At 45.1% G+C, this 19,165-nt stretch carries 15 protein-coding genes and 1 riboswitch; of the genes, 8 read left to right on the plus strand and 7 right to left on the minus strand.

What is annotated here, in order from left to right:
• Positions 1-318 precede the first annotated feature (318 nt).
• Positions 319-579 (plus strand): hypothetical protein, encoded by a 261-nt coding sequence (locus ACFSRY_RS09395; protein WP_377505918.1) that lies wholly within the window; start codon positions 319-321, stop codon positions 577-579.
• A gap of 137 nt (positions 580-716) precedes the next feature.
• On the opposite strand, the gene ACFSRY_RS09400 is transcribed toward ACFSRY_RS09395, so the two are convergent.
• A complete protein-coding gene (locus ACFSRY_RS09400) occupies positions 717-1,103 on the minus strand; it encodes an Hsp20/alpha crystallin family protein (protein ID WP_377505921.1) in 387 nt (128 codons plus the stop codon).
• A gap of 368 nt (positions 1,104-1,471) precedes the next feature.
• Between ACFSRY_RS09400 and ACFSRY_RS09405 the strand changes: the two genes are divergently transcribed.
• A complete protein-coding gene (locus ACFSRY_RS09405) occupies positions 1,472-2,107 on the plus strand; it encodes an OmpA family protein (RefSeq protein WP_377505924.1) in 636 nt (211 codons plus the stop codon).
• A gap of 183 nt (positions 2,108-2,290) precedes the next feature.
• On the plus strand, positions 2,291-2,920 hold the full coding sequence (locus ACFSRY_RS09410) for an OmpA family protein (RefSeq protein WP_377505927.1): 630 nt from the start codon (positions 2,291-2,293) through the stop codon (positions 2,918-2,920).
• A gap of 65 nt (positions 2,921-2,985) precedes the next feature.
• On the opposite strand, the gene ACFSRY_RS09415 is transcribed toward ACFSRY_RS09410, so the two are convergent.
• The 3 genes from ACFSRY_RS09415 to ACFSRY_RS09425 all read right to left on the minus strand — a co-directional run bounded on the left by ACFSRY_RS09415 (position 2,986) and on the right by ACFSRY_RS09425 (position 7,747).
• A complete protein-coding gene (locus ACFSRY_RS09415) occupies positions 2,986-3,861 on the minus strand; it encodes a hypothetical protein (protein WP_377505930.1) in 876 nt (291 codons plus the stop codon).
• A gap of 178 nt (positions 3,862-4,039) precedes the next feature.
• Positions 4,040-6,424: a ribonucleoside-diphosphate reductase subunit alpha gene (locus tag ACFSRY_RS09420; protein ID WP_377505933.1), complete on the minus strand. Its 2,385-nt coding sequence runs from the start codon at positions 6,422-6,424 to the stop codon at positions 4,040-4,042.
• 363 nt (positions 6,425-6,787) lie between these two features.
• The gene (locus ACFSRY_RS09425) at positions 6,788-7,747 is read right to left on the minus strand and encodes a ribonucleoside-diphosphate reductase small subunit (protein ID WP_377505936.1); all 960 of its coding nucleotides are present in this window, start codon (positions 7,745-7,747) and stop codon (positions 6,788-6,790) included.
• A 643-nt stretch (positions 7,748-8,390) separates the two neighbouring features.
• Here ACFSRY_RS09425 and rplU point away from each other — a divergent pair.
• The 4 genes from rplU (at position 8,391) to metF (ending at position 14,143) form a co-directional block, all read left to right on the plus strand.
• Positions 8,391-8,702, plus strand: a complete 312-nt coding sequence (rplU, locus tag ACFSRY_RS09430) for a 50S ribosomal protein L21 (protein ID WP_377505939.1) — start codon at positions 8,391-8,393, stop codon at positions 8,700-8,702.
• A 72-nt stretch (positions 8,703-8,774) separates the two neighbouring features.
• Positions 8,775-9,044 (plus strand): 50S ribosomal protein L27, encoded by a 270-nt coding sequence (gene rpmA / locus ACFSRY_RS09435; protein WP_377505942.1) that lies wholly within the window; start codon positions 8,775-8,777, stop codon positions 9,042-9,044.
• A 201-nt stretch (positions 9,045-9,245) separates the two neighbouring features.
• Positions 9,246-9,355, plus strand: a riboswitch (SAM riboswitch).
• 51 nt (positions 9,356-9,406) lie between these two features.
• Positions 9,407-13,138: a methionine synthase gene (gene metH, locus ACFSRY_RS09440; protein WP_377505945.1), complete on the plus strand. Its 3,732-nt coding sequence runs from the start codon at positions 9,407-9,409 to the stop codon at positions 13,136-13,138.
• Positions 13,139-13,186: 48 nt separating this feature from the next.
• On the plus strand, positions 13,187-14,143 hold the full coding sequence (gene metF / locus ACFSRY_RS09445) for a methylenetetrahydrofolate reductase [NAD(P)H] (RefSeq protein ID WP_377505948.1): 957 nt from the start codon (positions 13,187-13,189) through the stop codon (positions 14,141-14,143).
• A gap of 60 nt (positions 14,144-14,203) precedes the next feature.
• Here the strand turns inward: metF and ctlX are convergent, their stop codons facing one another.
• From ctlX to hemW, 3 genes are all read right to left on the minus strand, one after another.
• Positions 14,204-15,139 carry a citrulline utilization hydrolase CtlX gene (gene ctlX, locus ACFSRY_RS09450; protein WP_377505951.1) on the minus strand — a complete coding sequence of 312 codons (936 nt, stop codon included), beginning with the start codon at positions 15,137-15,139 and terminating at the stop codon, positions 14,204-14,206.
• 11 nt (positions 15,140-15,150) lie between these two features.
• Positions 15,151-15,921, minus strand: a complete 771-nt coding sequence (locus ACFSRY_RS09455; protein ID WP_377505954.1) for a cyclase family protein — start codon at positions 15,919-15,921, stop codon at positions 15,151-15,153.
• Positions 15,922-16,074: 153 nt separating this feature from the next.
• On the minus strand, positions 16,075-17,202 hold the full coding sequence (hemW, locus tag ACFSRY_RS09460) for a radical SAM family heme chaperone HemW (RefSeq protein WP_377505957.1): 1,128 nt from the start codon (positions 17,200-17,202) through the stop codon (positions 16,075-16,077).
• A gap of 131 nt (positions 17,203-17,333) precedes the next feature.
• Between hemW and ACFSRY_RS09465 the strand changes: the two genes are divergently transcribed.
• Positions 17,334-19,118 (plus strand): BamA/OMP85 family outer membrane protein, encoded by a 1,785-nt coding sequence (locus ACFSRY_RS09465; RefSeq protein ID WP_377505960.1) that lies wholly within the window; start codon positions 17,334-17,336, stop codon positions 19,116-19,118.
• Positions 19,119-19,165 lie beyond the last annotated feature (47 nt).

Genomic DNA, 19,165 nt, shown 5'->3' on the forward strand with positions numbered 1-19,165 from the left:
GCCGTGATCAACTTCCTGCTGCAAGTTATCCTGTTCTTTGTTGTAGATCCCTATTTCGCAACGGTTCTGTCTCCTCTTTACCCCATCTGGATAATACTCTTTGTTGTAGGCTGGCGGAAAGAGCACCCGAGGCGATGAAGTGGCAAAATAGGCTATATGTTTAGCTTACGGTATGTTTGGAAATTAATTTTGGACCCATCAAAGTACATGCTGCAATTTTAAATGTTTTTGAGAGGGTGAGTCATCTTTAGCAGATGGTTTTGGCACTTTTTTGGCTACTGCAGGCTTTATACTAGTGCCAAAGAACAAAAACCAGATATGTCTGAACAAAATGTAATGACTGATGTGAATCACGTGCAGCACATGTTCCTGCATGTAGAGAGCAGCGATATGGAGTGCGTGATAAATATAGCAGGTCATCCTTACCGCTTACGTGAACTTATCTTTATGATGGTAGAAAACGGCTGTCGTGTCAAGAAAACATCGGCTGATGCCTTCAATACATTCCTTTTCGACAAAGAGACTGTGGAGGTGCATGATTTCCTGACCTCTATTATTAAAGCAAAGTTTGTAGGTTAAGCAGTTGTAGGTGCTTTGTGATAATCTTCATGCTTTCTAACCAAGACTTACTTGCTTGTTCTGAAACGTGAGAGAAAGGAAGTACAGTTACAATAACAGTAAATAAAGAAGGCACCGTACCAGGGTGCCTTCTTTATTTACTGTTGTTTTATTTCAATCTCTCTTGGCTGTTCCACCGACTCATAGTACGGAAGTTTAACCTGCAGCTGTCCTTCCTGATAAATGGCCTCTATTCGGCCAAGGTTTACAGCAGGTGGCAGCATAAATACTTTATTAAACAGTGGTGCAGCAAGCTGTGGGTTGTGCTCGCTATGAAGTACCGAGTATATGGTAAGCTGATTATTATGCAACACTACCTTAAATGCTTCGGGATTTACTCCTGCGGCCCAAACGTTAATAATTGCTCCTTTTTTATACTTCTTTACATCAACATACGTCTCACTGATACCACCTCCTACAGTATTAAACAGATCCAACTGCTGAGCTATATTTCGTAGAAATTCTTTATTCTTTATAATCTTCATTTTTCTATCTCCTCTTTCTTTACAAGTAGAATAATGCAAATGGGGTGCCAAACTGTATGTATTTAACTATAGGTATAGTTAGTTTATTGCGGGTGTCAATATGTCTTCAAAGAGTTAAGTGTGAAATAGGTGTAAAGCCAAAATGTCAGAAGTTGCTGAGGTTATTTACTGTGAATCGTTGTATTCATTGCCTTAGCCAAAACCTGCAAATGATCATTAGTTTGTTTCAGTATTGGTAAAACAACAGAAACTTTCACGAGGAGAATTTACAGGGAGTATGTTAGGTAAGGGTACAGTCTATATTAGTTAGTTAGCAACGATCATTTTTTAAGGTGCGTACACCTTGAATGAACCAAAACATTTGAAAGATGAAAAAGAACTTAACACTAATGGTACTTGCAACAGCGGGCTTGCTTATAAGCTGTAATGAAGTTAAAGAAGATAATGTAGATAGTGCTGCAGAAGTACGTGAGATAGCCTCAGAAGACACGGCTGTGATGTATGATGAAGATGCCATGATGGGTGGTGCGTTAGAAGCTGATGAGGAGGAGTTCAAGGAAGTAAACTTTGGGGCTCCGGTAGTCCAGGAACCAGAGCTTGAAAAAGAAGGCATTGAAACCCGTGGGGATGCGAATTTTAATATGTATATAATGGACGATTTAATTCTGTTCGATACTGATAAGGCGGAGATAAGGCCGAGTGGGGAGCAGAAGCTGCAGCAGATGGCAAAAGCAATCAAAGAAGACTTCAGTGATACGACTAAGATCCGCGTGTTTGGGCATGCCGACTATAGAGCAAGCATTCCTTATAACAGGGAACTGTCTGAGGCAAGAGCAAAATCAGTGAAAGAATGGCTTACTACCAAAGGAGGCATAGATGGGTCGCGCATTTCAATTGAACCAATCGGCGAAAATCCACCGGTTGCTACAAATGAAACAGCCCGTGGTCGTCAGTTGAACCGCAATGCAATGGTTGTGGTTGTGGCGAAAGACAGACAGCAGTAGATCAGGGTAATATAGGTCCGAATTATAAAGCCACATCTCATGGAAAAACTTTCAGGGATGTGGCTTTTGTATTTCTATCTGAATATACTTAAAATGATCATACTTTAGTTCTCTCTGCTGCTGTTACTAAACTGTTACTGTTATCTCTCCGTAGCTATTAGTATGAAACTAAACAAACCAACTATGAAAAAAAGTACAATATTAATGATTCTTGGAGTTGGCATGATGAGTGCCTGCAACGACCCACAAGGGACCGTTGAAAATGACACACTCGCTGACGCTACAGCTGATACGGCTGTGATGTATGATGATGAACGTGGAAGAGTTGAGGCAGATGGTGCCGAAATAATAGATGTAGGAGAAGACTTCTGGGCCGGCATCAACTGGGATGCCCCGGTTGTAGATGACCCGGAATTGCAAGGTTCTGAGGTGGAAATGCGCTCTGACAATGAGTACAACATTTACACCATGGATGACAGATTGTTATTTGATACAGATAAGGCCCAAATCAGACCTCAAGGTGAGGAGAAGCTTCAGGAAATTGTAAACGAAATAAAGGACCTGCCTAAAAACGGACAGATCCGTGTCTTTGGCCATGCGGATGCCCGTGCAAGTAACGAGTATAACAAAGAGCTTTCTGCAGAACGTGCAAACGCTGTAAAAGACTGGTTGCAGAACAAGGGTAACATTGATGCCCGCCGTTTGTCAATAGAGGCAATGGGTGAAACAGCACCTAGAGCCACAAATGAAACAGCCAGAGGCCGCCAGCTTAACCGTCGTGTAGCGGTTGTGGTAGTAACTCGTGAGCAATAATAATTAAAGGTATACACAAAGAAATAGCCGCTGGATTATTCCAGCGGCTATTATTTTTTTGCTGATTAAGAAGCAATAAAGTTTAAAAGTTCTTTCAGTATACCTATAACAGGAGCTACAGTTATTAATATTGTTTGCTTTGAAGGGAATAGGATTGAGTACAAAGGATATAAAGTAGCTATCATGCTAAGTATAGAATAAGTTGGATGCTCCATAGCCCACCTTACAAAGCCAGGGAAATTAGAGCCATAGATATGGTAAAAGCGTGCAGCTACTTTTAAATTGCCTTGGGCAGCTTCCTCTAAAATAAATGCTAAACCTTCTACTTTCTTCTGTGTAGAGTGATGTAGCAACTGATATTCCTGTCTACTAAATGCTTCAGCCTCCTCTATTCCTCTTAACGCTCTTATTGATTTAAAACCATTTCTCTTTGCAAGTGCTAATAGCTTTCCAGTACCATCATTTACTTCAAAATTGTTTGAGTAAACCTGTCTCAAAATTTCTGAAAGATCATACTTATTCTCATGTTGAATTTTCACAGGTTTTCCTTTCAGTGATTTAAATCGTAGTTCCAAGACTTGAAACCCATAAGTAAAGTCTTTCATCTTCCAATGAATCCATTTACAAGACTTGTTAGCTCTTATATATTTATAGAATTTGGTCAGCAGGTCCCTTTCTACTATGTCCAACTCATGCTCACTCAAATTTTTATTTACCAAACCCATCTCTTGAGCAGAGAGGTGAATTGAAAATGATTCAACTTGCTTGTTATCAAAGTCATAAATAGAAACTGAAGTTATTCTAGGTGTCCTATCATAGGGGTTTATGAAGGATTCACAAGCATAATGAATTATGCGAACTTTAGTACGTTGGTGTAGCAAGTATAATAATGTGTTCCGTCCTTGCCTTCTTTCTGCAAGTCGAGGAGAATCAAAGGTCATGTTCTATGTGTTTCTAAAAGTAATTAGAGCGTTTGCTGTTTTGAGAGAAATCTTGTGAGCAGGCTAAAAATTGGGCAATATTTTTCCATCCGCTAGCAGGGCGCCAGCAGTAATACAGGAATTATAATAGGTAGGAAAATAAAAGAAGGAGGACAATCAGCCCTCCTTCTTTAGTTATTTACGATCCGCAAGCTTCGCAACCCTCTGGGTCATCAAGTGAGCAGCTCATGTCGCTGCGGTTCTGGTCTTGATTGCTGTACACCGGCGACAGGGTTTCGGCGGCCTGTTTCTCTACCGTAAACTTGATGGCGTCTACAGCAGACTTGGTGCGCAGGTAATACATACCTGTTTTCAGTCCTTGCTTCCAGGCGTGGAAGTGCATGGAGGTCAGTTTACCGAAGTTTACGTTCTGTACGTGCAGGTTCAGCGACTGGCTCTGGCAGATGTAAGCGCCACGCTCAGCACTCATATCGATCACGGTACGCTGGCTGATCTCCCAAACTGTTTTGTACAGGTCCTTGATATGCTGCGGGATGTTCGTGATGTCCTGTATAGAACCATTAGCCGCTATGATATCCTGCTTCATTCTGTCGTTCCAGATGCCCAGCGCGATCAAATCTTTTAAAAGGTGCTTATTTACAACCATAAACTCGCCAGACAGTACGCGACGCAGGTAAATATTAGAAGTATAAGGTTCAAACGACTCGTTGTTGCCCAGGATCTGTGCCGTAGAAGCAGTAGGCATAGGCGCTACTAACAGCGAGTTACGCACACCATACTCCACTACATCTTTGCGCAGGCTTTCCCAGTCCCAGCGGCCAGACTCAGGTGTTATACCCCACAGGTCGAACTGGAATTTACCCTCTGACAACGGAGAGCCTTTGAAAGTCTCATACGCACCATTCTTCTTTGCCAGATCCTTGGAAGCGGTCATGGCAGCGAAGTAAATTGTCTCAAAGATATCCTTATTCAAGCCACGAGCTTCATCGCTTTCAAATGGCATGCGCAGGTGGATAAAAGTATCGGCCAAGCCTTGCACACCTAAACCAATCGGACGGTGACGCATGTTAGAGTTGCGTGCCTCCTGTACCGGGTAATAGTTTATGTCGATAACCTTGTTCAGGTTAACAGTGGCATGGTAGGTTACATCGAACAGCTTCTGGTGGTCGAACTCCTTGCTTCCATCCTCATTTTCTTTTACGAAGCGAGGCAGTGCTAAAGAGGCCAGGTTACATACAGCTACTTCATCTTCGCTGGTGTACTCCATGATCTCGGTGCACAGGTTAGAGCTTTTGATGGTTCCGAGGTTCTGCTGGTTAGACTTACGGTTTGCGTGGTCTTTGTACAGCATATATGGTGTACCCGTCTCGATCTGCGACTCTAATATGTGGAACCACAGGTCCTGTGCTTTTACTGTCTTGCGGGCACGGCCTTCACGCTCATACTTTACATACAGGCGCTCAAAGTCCTTGCCCCAGCACTCAGCCAGGCCAGGTGCTTCGTTCGGGCAGAACAGGCTCCAGTCACCATTTTCTTCCACCCGCTGCATAAACAGGTCTGGTGTCCAGAGAGCGTAAAACAGGTCTCTAGCACGATTTTCCTCTTTACCGTGGTTCTTCTTCAACTCCAGGAAATCGAAGATATCGGCATGCCATGGCTCCAGGTAAATAGCGAAGGCTCCTTTACGCTTACCACCACCCTGATCTACATAGCGTGCCGTATCATTAAACACCTTCAGCATCGGGATGATACCGTTTGATGTACCGTTGGTGCCTTTAATGTAGGAACCAGTAGCGCGAACATTGTGTATGCTAAGGCCAATGCCGCCGGCGCTCTGCGAGATCTGCGCACACTGTTTCAGGGTGTCATAGATGCCCGGAATGCTGTCATCCTTCATGGTTAGCAGGAAGCACGAAGACAACTGCGGCTTTGGAGTACCTGCATTGAATAAAGTCGGGGTGGCGTGTGTAAACCACTTCTCAGACATGAGGTTATAAGTCTCAATAGCAGACTCAATATCCTCCTTGTGTATACCCACGGCCACACGCATCAGCATGTGCTGCGGACGCTCCACTATCTTGCCATCCAGGCGAAGCAGGTAAGAGCGCTCCAGTGTCTTATAACCGAAATAGTCGTAGTTGTAGTCGCGATCGTAAATGATGGTTGAGTCCAGCAGTGCCGCATTCTTACGAATAATCTCATACACATCTTTCGCTAGCAGAGAAGCATTCTCACCGGTTTTCGGGTCCTCGTAAGTATAAAGGCGCTTCATGGTGTTAGAGAACGACTTACTTGTAACCTTGTGCAGGTTAGAGATAGCTACACGTGCAGCCAGCGTAGCGTAGTCCGGGTGCTTGGTTGTAAGCGATGCAGCTGTTTCTGCGGCAAGGTTATCCAACTCCACAGTGGTAACGCCATCGTAAATACCATCGATTACTTTCTTGGCTACCTCAATCGGCGACACATAATCCATGTGCAAACCATAACACAGCTTCTCTATTCGTGCTGTAATCTTGTCGAATTTGACGGATTCGCGTCGGCCGTCTCTTTTTACTACTAACATAGCATATACATTTAGCGGGTGTCAAGGGCCCGGTTTATTAATAGAATTTATCAGGAACCTCTGCCTTTGCAGGAGGTGGTTGTTCTATGGTGAAGTATACAATCAGCCCATACGCTTTTATGAGTACAAGCCGTTGAAGTACAAAAGATTATGTGTAAAGCAAAATGCTTTTACTATATAGTGGAGTAGAGATACCCCTTTAGGTGGCGAGGTGCCAGCTATTTCCGCTCCGGCTTCAAAATCGGGTTAAAAGACTCCAAAGCCGGAATGGTAAATCTGTAATATTAAAGAAACTGTTCAGGTAGGGAAAGAAGGTGAGTTTTTTCCCTTTGGCTTCCTAAACATACAAATTCTCTATATATCTTAAAAGTCTTCGTCTAGAGAAAAAACGTTTTTGTCTTTATCTCCCATCACGCCGGCTTTCTGGTACTCGCCCACGCGCTTCTCGAAGAAATTTGTTTTGCCCTGAAGCGAAATCATCTCCATAAAGTCGAATGGATTTGTTGCATTGTAGATCTTGCTGCAGCCCAAGGCCACCAGCAGTCGGTCAGCCACAAATTCAATGTATTGGCTCATCAGCTTCGCGTTCATTCCGATCAGGTCTACCGGCAAGGCATCTGTTACAAACTCCTGCTCAAATGTTACAGCATCTCTGATGATTTCATGCACACGGCTCTCTGGGAGCTTGTTGTTCAGCATAGAGTAAAGCAGACAGGCAAAATCGCAATGCAGACCTTCGTCACGACTGATAAGTTCGTTAGAGAAAGTTAAGCCAGGCATCAGGCCGCGCTTTTTAAGCCAGAAAATAGAGCAGAAAGAGCCGGAGAAGAAGATGCCCTCCACAGCCGCGAAAGCGATCAGGCGCTCTGTAAAGTTCTCGCTGTTGATCCATTTAAGCGCCCACTCTCCTTTTTTCTTCACACACGGCACTGTCTCCAGCGCGTTAAACAGGTAGTCTTTCTCAGACTGCTTTTTTATATAAGTATCTATAAGGAGCGAGTAAGTTTCGGCGTGGATGTTCTCCATCATTATCTGAAAACCATAGAAGCAGCGCGCCTCCGGTATCTGCACCTCCTGCATAAAGTTTATGGCCAGGTTCTCGTTCACAATACCATCAGAGGCAGCAAAGAAAGCCAGTACGTGGCTGATAAAGTGGCGCTCGCCGTCATTCAGGTTTTCCCAATCTTTAATGTCCTGCGATAAATCGATCTCTTCAGCAGTCCAGAAGCTGGCCTCAGCCTGCTTGTACATCTGCCAGATGTCGTTGTGCTGGATCGGAAACAGTACAAAGCGGTTTGGGTTCTCTTGTAATATTGGCTCCATAAACTAATAATTAAGTGTTTTATTGGTTGAAGGGGTAAGCAGTTCTGCTTAGAAAACACCCCATTAAAATTAATGTTTTAATAGATGTCTGGCTGACATCCGGTAGTATCTTGACTTCAAATATATAGAATTGAACTTGAATTACGGGGCTAAAGTTGTTCAATTTATTAACACCCTTTTAAGTGGTTGATGGCTTGTTAGTTGTGGTGAAATAAACACCTTTATCCACATAAGTTATCAACTATATAGTTCTGGTTTAATATTGCTAATAAAATATTAAATCATTGTTAAATGCCGTTTTGAGTATTTCAGTGGTCTTTTTGATAAAAAAGAGAGTTGCCTGAAGGTGGAGTAGTGTGTAAAATATTAAGTCTGCGGATAAAATTTGTGAAGGCTGGAGCAGATTTACACAGCGGGTGTTGAAAATGTGGATTACTGAGGTCGCCTTTATCTGGTTAGTGCTTAATGAATTAAGGGTGAATTTTGAGGTGCTTAGAAAGTGGTCTGTGGATTTCAACATTGTTATCCACATTTTGGTGTGTAATGAATGGGCAGGGTTTAACAATTTATACTACAAGGCGTTGCATAATTAAATTATGTGCCGTACTTTTGCAGACTAAATTTAAAATATACATTGAAGCTGATGTACGCAATTGTAGAAATCGCAGGTCAACAGACCAAAGTAGAGAGCGGTAAGTTCATCTACGCTAACAAGCTTTCCGGCAATGAGGGTGACGCCGTAGAGTTCACCAATGTTCTTCTTACTGATGACAACGGCACAATTACTTTAGGTGCTCCTTTCGTTGAAGGTGTTAAGGTTACAGGAAAAATCCTTACCAGCACTGTGAAAGGCGACAAAGTGATCGTTTTCAAAAAGAAGAGAAGAAAAGGATACCGTAAGAAGAATGGTCACCGCCAGCACTTCACGAAGGTCCTTATCGAGAGCATTGGTTAAGCAGTAAGAAGAAATTAATCGAAGAACCTTTTCAGGGGACGCCCCGCTAACCTGAACTAAATTTTAAACAAAATGGCACACAAAAAAGGAGCTGGTAGTTCTAATAACGGCCGCGAGTCGCACTCTAAACGACTAGGTGTTAAGATTTACGGTGGCCAGGACATTATCGCTGGTAACATCATTGTAAGACAAAGAGGTACTGCACACCACCCAAGTACTAACGTAGGTATGGGTAAAGACCACACGCTTTTCGCGTTGGTTGATGGAGTTGTATCATTCAGAAAAGGTAAGAAGAATCGTTCTTACGTTTCTGTACTTCCTAAAGTAGAAGCAGAAGCTTAGTTCTAAGCATTGCTGATGCAAGAGAAAAAGGGATGCCGTGAGGTATCCCTTTTTTATTTCCTCTTCTCTATTTGTTTTAATGTGCTTCTCTGGTCAAATACCACCTGTTCTTTGCAGCCCCTCTTTCGTTAGTTGTAGCAAGGTGACCACCTTGGTGTAACATAATTTATTTTTTTACGCATACATCCTTATATTTGTAACTTCTTATCAAGAAAGACCGAGGGATAGGGCCCTGTGACGTCTTAGCAACCTTGTTAAAGCCTGGTGCTAATTCCCTTCTCTGCTAAACTTTAGCCGGGAAAAGATAAGAGAGTATATCCTGCCTTAGGGTGTCCTTCTTGATAAGCAATTGCAGAAGACTTATGAGAAGAAAGACACCGGACATGAAGAACAACCACCCCATTTATCAGCTGCTGAAAGAACGTGTACTAGTGTTAGATGGCGCTATGGGTACCATGATTCAGCGTTACAAGCTCTCAGAAGAAGATTTCAGGGGCGAACGGTTCAAAAATCATCTTGGCGACCTGAAGGGGAATAATGATTTGCTCTCCATTACCCGTCCGGATATTATCAAGTCCATTCATGCAGAATACCTGGAGGCTGGCGCTGACATAGTAGAAACCAATACTTTCAGCGGCACCAGTATAGCAATGGCTGACTATCATCTAGAAGATCTGGTGTATGAGCTAAACTATGAGTCAGCAAAAATAGCTCGGGAGGCAGCAGATGAAATTGAGGCCAAAGTATCCGGGAGACCACGACTTGTGGCAGGTGCTATTGGCCCGACCAACCGTACTGCTTCTCTTTCTCCGGATGTAAATAACCCTGGTTATCGCGCTGTTACCTTCGATCAGTTGGTAGAGGCATATTATGAGCAAGTGCGTGGCTTAGTAGATGGCGGCGCAGATCTGCTGCTGGTAGAGACAGTGTTTGACACACTAAACTGCAAGGCAGCGTTGTTCGCTATACAGCAGTATGTGCAGGATGGCGGTAAAGAATTACCCATTATGGTGTCTGGTACAATCACAGATGCAAGTGGGCGAACCTTATCCGGGCAAACCGTTGAAGCATTCTGGAACTCCATTTCCCATGCGAACATCCTTAGTGTGGGCTTTAATTGCGCCCTGGGTGCACGTCAGCTGAAAACACACATTCAGGAGCTGGCTCGTATCTCAGACTGTTACATTAGTGCTTACCCGAATGCGGGTTTGCCCAATGCTTTTGGTGGGTACGATGAAACAGCCGAACAAATGGGTGCTATTGTAGAGGAGTATCTAAAGGAGGGATTGGTAAATATCTTGGGTGGGTGTTGTGGCACAACGCCAGTACACACCAAAGTTATTTCAGACCTCGTACAGAATTATAAGCCGCACACCCCTTCCCCGGTTCCTCCCCTCCCACGATATAGTGGCCTCGAACCTCTCACCATTACTTCGGATACCCTTTTCGTGAATGTCGGCGAGCGTACAAACGTAACCGGTTCAAAGAAATTTGCCCGCCTGATCATAAACGGTGAGTTTGAGGAAGCACTGTCTGTGGCACAGCAGCAGGTGGAAGGTGGTGCCCAGATCATTGACGTGAACATGGACGAAGGTATGCTCGATTCGGAGCAGGCTATGGCGAATTTCCTAAACCTTATCGCCTCCGAGCCTGATATTTCCAAGCTTCCTATCATGATCGACTCCTCCAAGTGGAGCGTTATTGAGGCTGGTTTAAAATGCGTGCAGGGCAAAAGTATCGTTAACTCCATCAGCTTAAAAGAAGGCGAAGAAGCATTTAAGAAGCTGGCCCGCAAAGTTCGCCAGTACGGTGCTGCGGTGGTAGTTATGGCTTTCGATGAGAAAGGCCAGGCAGACACCCTGCCGCGGCGCATTGAAATCTGCGAACGCTCCTACCGCATACTTGTTGATGAAGTTGGTTTCCCGCCACAAGACATCATCTTTGACCCGAACATACTTGCCATTGCCACAGGTATAGAAGAGCATAATAATTATGCTGTAGACTACATCGAGGCGGTGAAGTGGATCAGAAAGAATCTGCCACACGCGCTGGTAAGTGGTGGGGTAAGTAACCTTTCCTTCTCCTTCAGGGGTAACGATGCAGTTCGTGAAGCGATGCACACGGTGTTTTTGTACCATGCTGTGAAAGCCGGTATGGACATGGGTATTGTAAATGCTGGTATGATGGGTGTGTATGATGAGATACCAGCAGAACTGCGCGACCTGATCGAGGATGTGATCTTCAACCGCCATCCGGATGCGACTGAAAAGCTGGTGACTTATGCGGAGACGATCAAAGGAAAAGGACGGGATGCGGCACAGGGAGACAACAGCTGGCGTGAGGCTCCGGTAGAAGAGCGCCTGAAGCATGCGCTGGTAAAAGGTATTGTAGAATACATAGAGGAAGATACGGAGGAGGCCAGGCAGAAAGCTACTAAGACGCTGGAGGTAATTGAAGGACCATTGATGGCTGGCATGTCAGTGGTTGGTGACTTATTCGGTGCTGGTAAAATGTTCCTTCCACAGGTAGTGAAGAGTGCCCGCGTTATGAAAAAGTCAGTGGCTTACCTGTTGCCATTTATGGAGCAGGAAAAACTAGCCTCAGACACCTCTAAATCTACGGCAGGTACTATTCTTATGGCCACGGTAAAAGGCGATGTGCACGACATCGGGAAAAATATAGTAGGTGTGGTGCTGGCCTGTAATAATTATGAAGTCATAGACCTGGGTGTAATGGTGCACCTGGATAAAATACTGTCAGAGGCAGAAGCGCAGCAGGTAGATATTATTGGTCTGAGCGGGCTCATAACACCGTCGTTGGATGAGATGGTATACGTGGCCCAGGAAATGGAGCGCAGGGGCATGAAGATTCCGCTATTGATCGGTGGGGCAACTACCTCACGGGTCCACACTGCTGTAAAGATCGCACCGCAGTACAGCGAGCCAGTAGTGCATGTACATGACGCCTCCCGAAGCGTGACGGTGGTGAGCAGCCTATTAGGTAGTGACCGGGAGGCTTATATTGCAGCAATAAGGGCGGAGTATGAAAAGCTGCGTGAAGATCATCTAGGGCGAACCAGGGACCGCGCCTTCGCAAGCATAGAAGAAGCCCGGGCTAATAAATACAAAGTCAATTGGGAAACTACTCAGCCAGTAAAGCCAAGCTTCCTGGGCAACAAAGTATTTACCAATTATCCATTATCTGAAATAGTGCCATATATTGACTGGACGCCCTTCTTTCATACCTGGGAGCTAAAGCGGCAGTATCCTAAAATACTCGATGATGCAGAATTAGGTACGGAAGCGCGGAAGCTGTTTGCTGATGCACAGGAAATGTTGAAAGAGCTTGTGGATAAGCAGCTTCTGGAAGCCCGTGCCGTAGTTGGATTTTATCCTGCCAACGTAGAGGCTGACGATACCATTGAAGTATATGCAGATGATTCACGTGAAAAAGTGCTTACGGAGTTTCATACTCTGAGGCAGCAGGGCAAGAAAGGTGGAGATGTGCCTAACTTAGCATTTTCTGATTTTATTGCGCCCAAAGAAACAGGCGTGCAGGATTATATCGGAGGTTTTGTCGTATCAGCGGGCTTCGGTATCGAAAAGCTACTGGAGAAGTATGAAGCCGAGCACGATGACTACAGCTCCATTATGGTAAAAGCGCTGGCAGACCGTTTGGCAGAGGCCTTTGCAGAATTAATGCACCTGAAGGTGCGCAGGGAGCTCTGGGGCTATTCTCCTGAGGAGCATCTTAGCAATGAGGAGCTGATTAAGGAGCAGTACAAAGGTATTCGTCCTGCTCCAGGTTATCCTGGCTGCCCTGATCATACAGAGAAGATCACGCTGTTTAACCTGCTGAATGCCGAAGAAACAGGAGTTACTCTTACTGAGAACCTGGCCATGTACCCGGCCGCAGCAGTTAGTGGCTTATACTTCTCTCACCGGGAATCACGCTATTTCGGTTTAGGTAAGATAGGCGAAGATCAGGTGGCTGACATTGCGCAGCGTAAAGGTATGCCGAAAGAAGAACTGGAGCGCTGGCTATCGCCAAACCTGAATTATGAGCCAAAGCAAATAGCGCAGCAGGCGGTGTAGGAGCCCATTTATAAATCAAACATCAAGTAATTTAATTATCAAGCTAAATTGAAAGTAACAGAACACTTCCAGAATGCCAACGGCAACACGCTGTTCACTTTTGAAATACTACCTCCGCTGAAAGGGGAGAATATGAGAACCCTTTTTAGTCACATAAACCCGCTGATGGAGTTTAAGCCGCCGTTTATCGACGTTACTTACCACCGGGAAGAATATGTGTATAAAAAGCGGGAGAATGGACTGCTAGAGAAGATTACCACCCGTAAACGTCCGGGAACTGTAGGTATTTGTGCTGCTATACAAAACCACTACAAGGTGGATACTGTGCCCCATCTGATCTGTGGGGGCTTCAGTAAAGAGGAAACAGAAAATGCGCTCATCGACCTCCACTTTTTAGGTATAGATAATGTGTTGGTGCTGCGGGGTGACTGTGTGAAGAGTGAACAACGCTTTGTTCCGGAGCCGGGTGGGCACAACTATGCATCTGAGTTAATAGGACAGGTGGTAGACATGAACAAGGGCTGTTATCTTGATGATGAGCAGGTAACTAACAGCTGCACCGATTTTTGTATTGGAGTTGCAGGATATCCTGAGAAGCATTTTGAAGCTCCCAATCTAAGATCAGATCTGCGCTGGCTTAAGAAGAAGGTGGATCTTGGAGCCGAGTATATCGTCACACAGATGTTCTTTGATAACCAAAAGTACTTTGACTTTGTGAACCGCTGCCGGGAGGAAGGGATAAATGTGCCCATCATCCCAGGCCTTAAACCACTGACCACCAAGACGCAGCTTACTTTGTTGCCAAGCCTGTTCCACATCGAAATACCCTGCGATCTTGCGGATGCCGTAGAAGCCTGTGCCGATAACAAAGCAGCTGCACAGGTAGGGGTAGAGTGGGCAATTCAGCAGTCTAAAGAGCTGATGGAGTTTGGCGTACCTTGCCTCCACTATTACTCCATGGGAAAGTCAGAGTCTGTGCGTAAGGTTGCAGAAGCATTATTCTAGAACACACCTTAAACAACTATACTAACTAACCTGAGGCTGGAGCTACAACTCCAGCCTTTTTTATGCTTGTTCGGGTTTGAAAATTTCAGCGATCATGCAGCGCACGCTGCCCCCGCCACATTGCTCAATCAGGGGTATCTGGAAATGCAGTAAAGTATGGTTGTGCTGTTTAAGCTTTTGTAGTTGACCTTCTGTAAGAGAATTATAAGCTGCCTCAGACATAACAAGGACTCGCTCGCCCTTTTGGTTGCGTAATTGCAGCATATTACCCGCAAAGCAGTTGTGGGTTTGGTGGGCGGTGAGTTCTATTATTTCTTTGCCTGTACTTTTAAGCTGCCGGGTTAGAGCTTTCCGGTCATTTGTATCCACCACATCTAACCCGATAACAGCAAAAGTCTCACCGAGACAGAGCAGCACGTTCGTGTGGTAGATCAACTCTTTTGCTGGACCATATGCCCGGAACGTTGTTAAACTATAACCAAGCCTGTTGCAGAACTCCTGCAGTGGCTCCAGTTCAGTTCTCGGAGACAAGGCTGCATAGGCAATTTTGTTAATCCTGTCCAGGATCAGGCTGCCTGTGCCTTCTAAGAACTTAGGGTCTGGCAACTCCTCAAAGTACTCCAGTGCCACACGCTTCTTGAAGCCATATCTGTTTACAAGTAAATCAATAACATCTTGCCGGCGTTCTCCACGTCGGTTGGCAGGTGCCATGGGGTAGGTGACGATCTTACCGCATTGGTGTGTAGAGAACCAATTATTGGGGAAGATAGAATCGGGGGTGCAGGAGTTCTCTACATCTCTTACCACATTTACCTCTATTCCCGCCTCCTGTAGCCGCTGCGCCATCTCCTGAAATTCTTTTAGCGCTTCTGCCTGAACTTGCTTCGCAGACAAGTCAGCAGCCAGCTTTTGAAACTTGTTCGTTTCGGCCGCAACATGGTTATAGCAGAAGTTTGTCGGCTCCACCATTAGAATCGTGTCTGTAATATGCTCCATCTAAAAGGAATTTATAATTCAGTACCAGCTGGAGATAAAGCGTAAAGTACAGGTTTGCTTGGGCTGGCATCCAACTGTAGGCTGATAATTTGAAGGTTTAACAGGTACAGGCCATCCGGAACATGGTTAGGTACATAAATCAATTCTGTAATGGTAGCGCCACAGCGGGTATTGGAAGGATACTGCCAAAAGGCATGATGACACAATAGTTTTCCCTCATCAAGTTCTCTGTCCACAGAAGGAAGGTCAAGGAGAAGGTGCTCAATGCCCTGGTCAGCCAGGAAAGTACCGATGCGGTGGTCCAGGTAAGGAGGGTTGCTGCCAGAGTAATGCCGTGTAAGCTTATGTTCAGAGTTCGGTAATGTCCGAACTATAACGGCCTCGGGTACTACATCAAATAGCTCCTGCTGTATATCTTCCAACATTACCACCTCATCGCCATTCTGTTGTTTCCGTGGCTGCACAGTAATAAGTTGTGCCGAAAACAGGAACTGCTTCAGGCAATTATGAATAGTAGCATTTGGGTCGGCAGAAATATGTCCGTAGCATTCTGTGTGGGTGCCGTTGCCATGAGGTGTAACATGCACTCTTTTATAATTAGTAGAACCTCCCTCTGCCACACTACCTACAAAGTCTCCTACCCTGATTGTTTCGAACGCGACAGGCTCTGCCCAGAAGCACTCAGGCTGCAACTGCTGGTCGTGCAGCGGCAAGGAAATATCCAGGGGTGCCAGAGGGTCAAAGCTGTAGGCTTTACCTTGGAATATGATTGAGGCTGTCATTACTCGTGTACAGTTGTTTTTAACTACTAAGCCTTTGCTGCTCAGGCAGCTGGTTTTCTAGAAAGTATCATAACTAATCGCTGGCAGAACTATGTAAAGCTAAGGTATAAAATTACCTCTTCTACAGAAGCGCAACAGAATTTTTACAGTAGCTTATTCAACAAACAAGTCAAGTGTAATCTGGTCAGCTAAAAGCTTGCCTTTATCTGTAAGGTGCAGTACATTATCTTTTACAGTGGCTAGCTCCTTCTCTTCTAATCCTCTCAGGTACTCCATGTGCAGGAGAGCTATATCATAATCATACTCCTCACGAATCCTGTTTAAGTCACACCCCCAAATGGTTCGTAGGCTTGTAAGCAGATAATCATTTGCCTGTTCAGCCAGCGTTAACTCCTCCAGTTCGAAAGGAAGCTTTCCCTGCTGAATAGCATCAACATACTTCTTGTTGTGCGCCACATTAAACTGCCGTGAAGGACCATTGAAGGAATGGGCACTTGGACCTACGCCGAGGTAGTGTATACCACGCCAATAGTTGCTGTTGTGCCTTGACTCATATCCGGGGAGGCAAAAGTTGGAAATTTCGTACTGCACAAATTCATTCCGATGCATTTGCTCCAAAAGGATTTCAAACTGCTGTGCAGTAAATTCATCCTCTGAAGGCGTAAACTTACCTTTCTTGCTCCAGCGACCTAATGCCGTATCGGGTTCGATAGTAAGGGCATAGCAGGAGACATGCTGAACACCCAGCGAGAAGAGCTTTTTCAGATCGTTGTGCCAGACGCTGTGATCTGGAGCTGGTATACCATAGATCAAGTCTACTGTTATGTTATCAAAACCAGCTGCCTGCGCATCCTTAACACACTGCAGGCTTTCAGTAGCATTGTGAGCCCGGTTCATCAGTTGGAGGTGAGGCTCATGGAAAGATTGTAGTCCGATGCTTAGTCTATTCACACCTGCTTCCTTCAGCATTTGTAGCTTAGCAGGTGTAAGGTCATCAGGATTTGCCTCCAGTGTAATTTCTACGTCAGCAGAAACTATAAATAACCGGTTTACTGTTTCCAACAGCAACTGCAGCTCAGTCTGGTTCAGCAGAGACGGAGTACCTCCTCCAAAGTATATGCTTTCTACAGGCTGCCCCTGCAGGTAAGCCTGCCGCAGTTCCAGTTCTCGCGCAATAGCCTGTACTGTCTGCTCTTTCAGGCCCATTGAAGTGCTGAAATGAAAGTCGCAGTAATGGCAAGCTTGCTTGCAGAAAGGGATATGAAGGTATATTCCGGCCAAGGTAAAGTACGCTAAGAGTGCATGAAGTAATGGATTAATGAATTAAATTGCTTTATTGTTCAATTACTGATCTACATTATAGGCATCGCATTAAAGCAGATATACATAAACAACACATTGCTCACCCACAAATGTACAAAATAGCTGCCTTTATCCTTTGGTTTCTGCTGTGGCCGCTCCTGGAGCAGGCACAGGCGCAGCAGGGGCTAAGTACGCAGCAAAACAGTATAGCCAAAGAGAAGAGGGTGACGCTACAGGTGGAGGCAAAAGAAGCTGCGGGGCTTCAGTACTTGCAGCAGTATAGCTATAAAAATACCAACCCTGACTCTGCAGCTGCTGCAAAGGAGGTGCTACAGTTAGTATACCGGCTACAGCAGGATGGTCACCTTTTAGCCTCAGTAGATAGTTTGTACCTGCGCCGTGATACGCTCCACGTGAAACTATATGCAGGCCAGCCTTTTGAGTGGGCACAGCTCCGAAACGGTAATTTGAGCGAAGGCATATTGCTGGAGTCAGGTTTTAGAGAGAAGTTTTACCGGGAGGTGCCTTTTAAGCCAGCAGAGTATGTAAAGTTACAACAGCGTATCCTGAACTACGCCGAGCGAAATGGCTATCCTTTTGCCTCTGTTTGGTTGGATTCCATAAAAATAGAGGGGAATAGTATAGAGGCAGCACTGATGGTGGAAAAAGCTTTTGTCGTAACCTATGATTCGCTGGAGATAGTAGGAAACACCAAAACGCAGCCGAAGTTCCTGATGCGCTACCTGCAGTTGTTGCCGGAGCAAGTTTATAATCAGGATCAGATAAACTCTTCTCAGCGGTTGCTTACGCAGTTGCCATATATTAGAACAGTACGTCCTCCCCAGGTACGCTTCGCAAAGGATAAAGCAAAGGTATACTACTTCCTGGAAGACAGGCAGGCAAACCAGATAGATGGGGTGGTCGGGTTTCTGCCGGACCCAACCCGGAAAGAAAAACTGCTGATTACAGGAGAGGCAAATCTCAGTATCCGGAACATACAGGGAACAGGTAAGCAGTTAGCACTGCAGTGGAGACGGGTAAATAAGGGCTCTGTGATACTAAATGGTGAATACCTCCACCCTAACCTGCTCGGTACACCTTTCGAATTAGGTGCTAAGTTTAACCTCCTCAAACAAGACTCATCGTTTATAACAATACAGCCACATCTGCAACTAGCTTATTATACTCTTAAGTATGGCAAGTTCAGTGTTTTCACCGAATGGCGAAACTCCCGCATCCTTTCCTCTGCTAACACCCAGAGTCTGCAACAGTTGGATTTGGCAGATGCCCGTACGAATACCTATGGACTAAATTATCTCTGGAACAACCTGGATGATTTTTACTTCCCCAAAAGGGGGCGTTTGGTGGAACTGCAATTAGCGGCAGGTAATAAAAAGCTGCTACGAAACCCTGAGCTGGAAAAGAGCTTCTACGATACATTGGATATCAAAACCACACAACTAAGCCTGAGGCTGCGGCTGGAGAATTATTTTCGGGTAGGAAAGAGCAGTGCACTGCTTACCCGGTTACAAGGGGAGGCTTTGCTTAACGATCAGATTTTTCTGAACGACATGTTTCGCTTAGGTGGCCTTAATACCCTGCGGGGCTTCGACGAATATTTCTTCTATGCTTCTTCCTATGCTGTAGGTACGTTAGAGTACCGACTATTTACAGCTCAGGATTCTTATGTACTGCTGTTTTATGACCAAGGGTATTACCGAAGCGACTTGGAAAGCTCCTTGGCCCAAGGGTATCCTTTTGGAGTTGGCGGAGGTATTAGTTTTAGTACAGGCGCAGGTATATTTCAGCTTGTGTATTCATTAGGAAAATCGGATCAACAGCCGCTTTCATTAAAGTATTCGAAGATACATTTTGGGATAACCAGTAAATTTTAAGCCAGGGTAACTTTTTTTACAGTTTTTAGTAAGTATAGCTTGCATGG

Source organism: Pontibacter locisalis (genome assembly GCF_042684605.1).
GTDB lineage: Bacteria > Bacteroidota > Bacteroidia > Cytophagales > Hymenobacteraceae > Pontibacter > Pontibacter locisalis.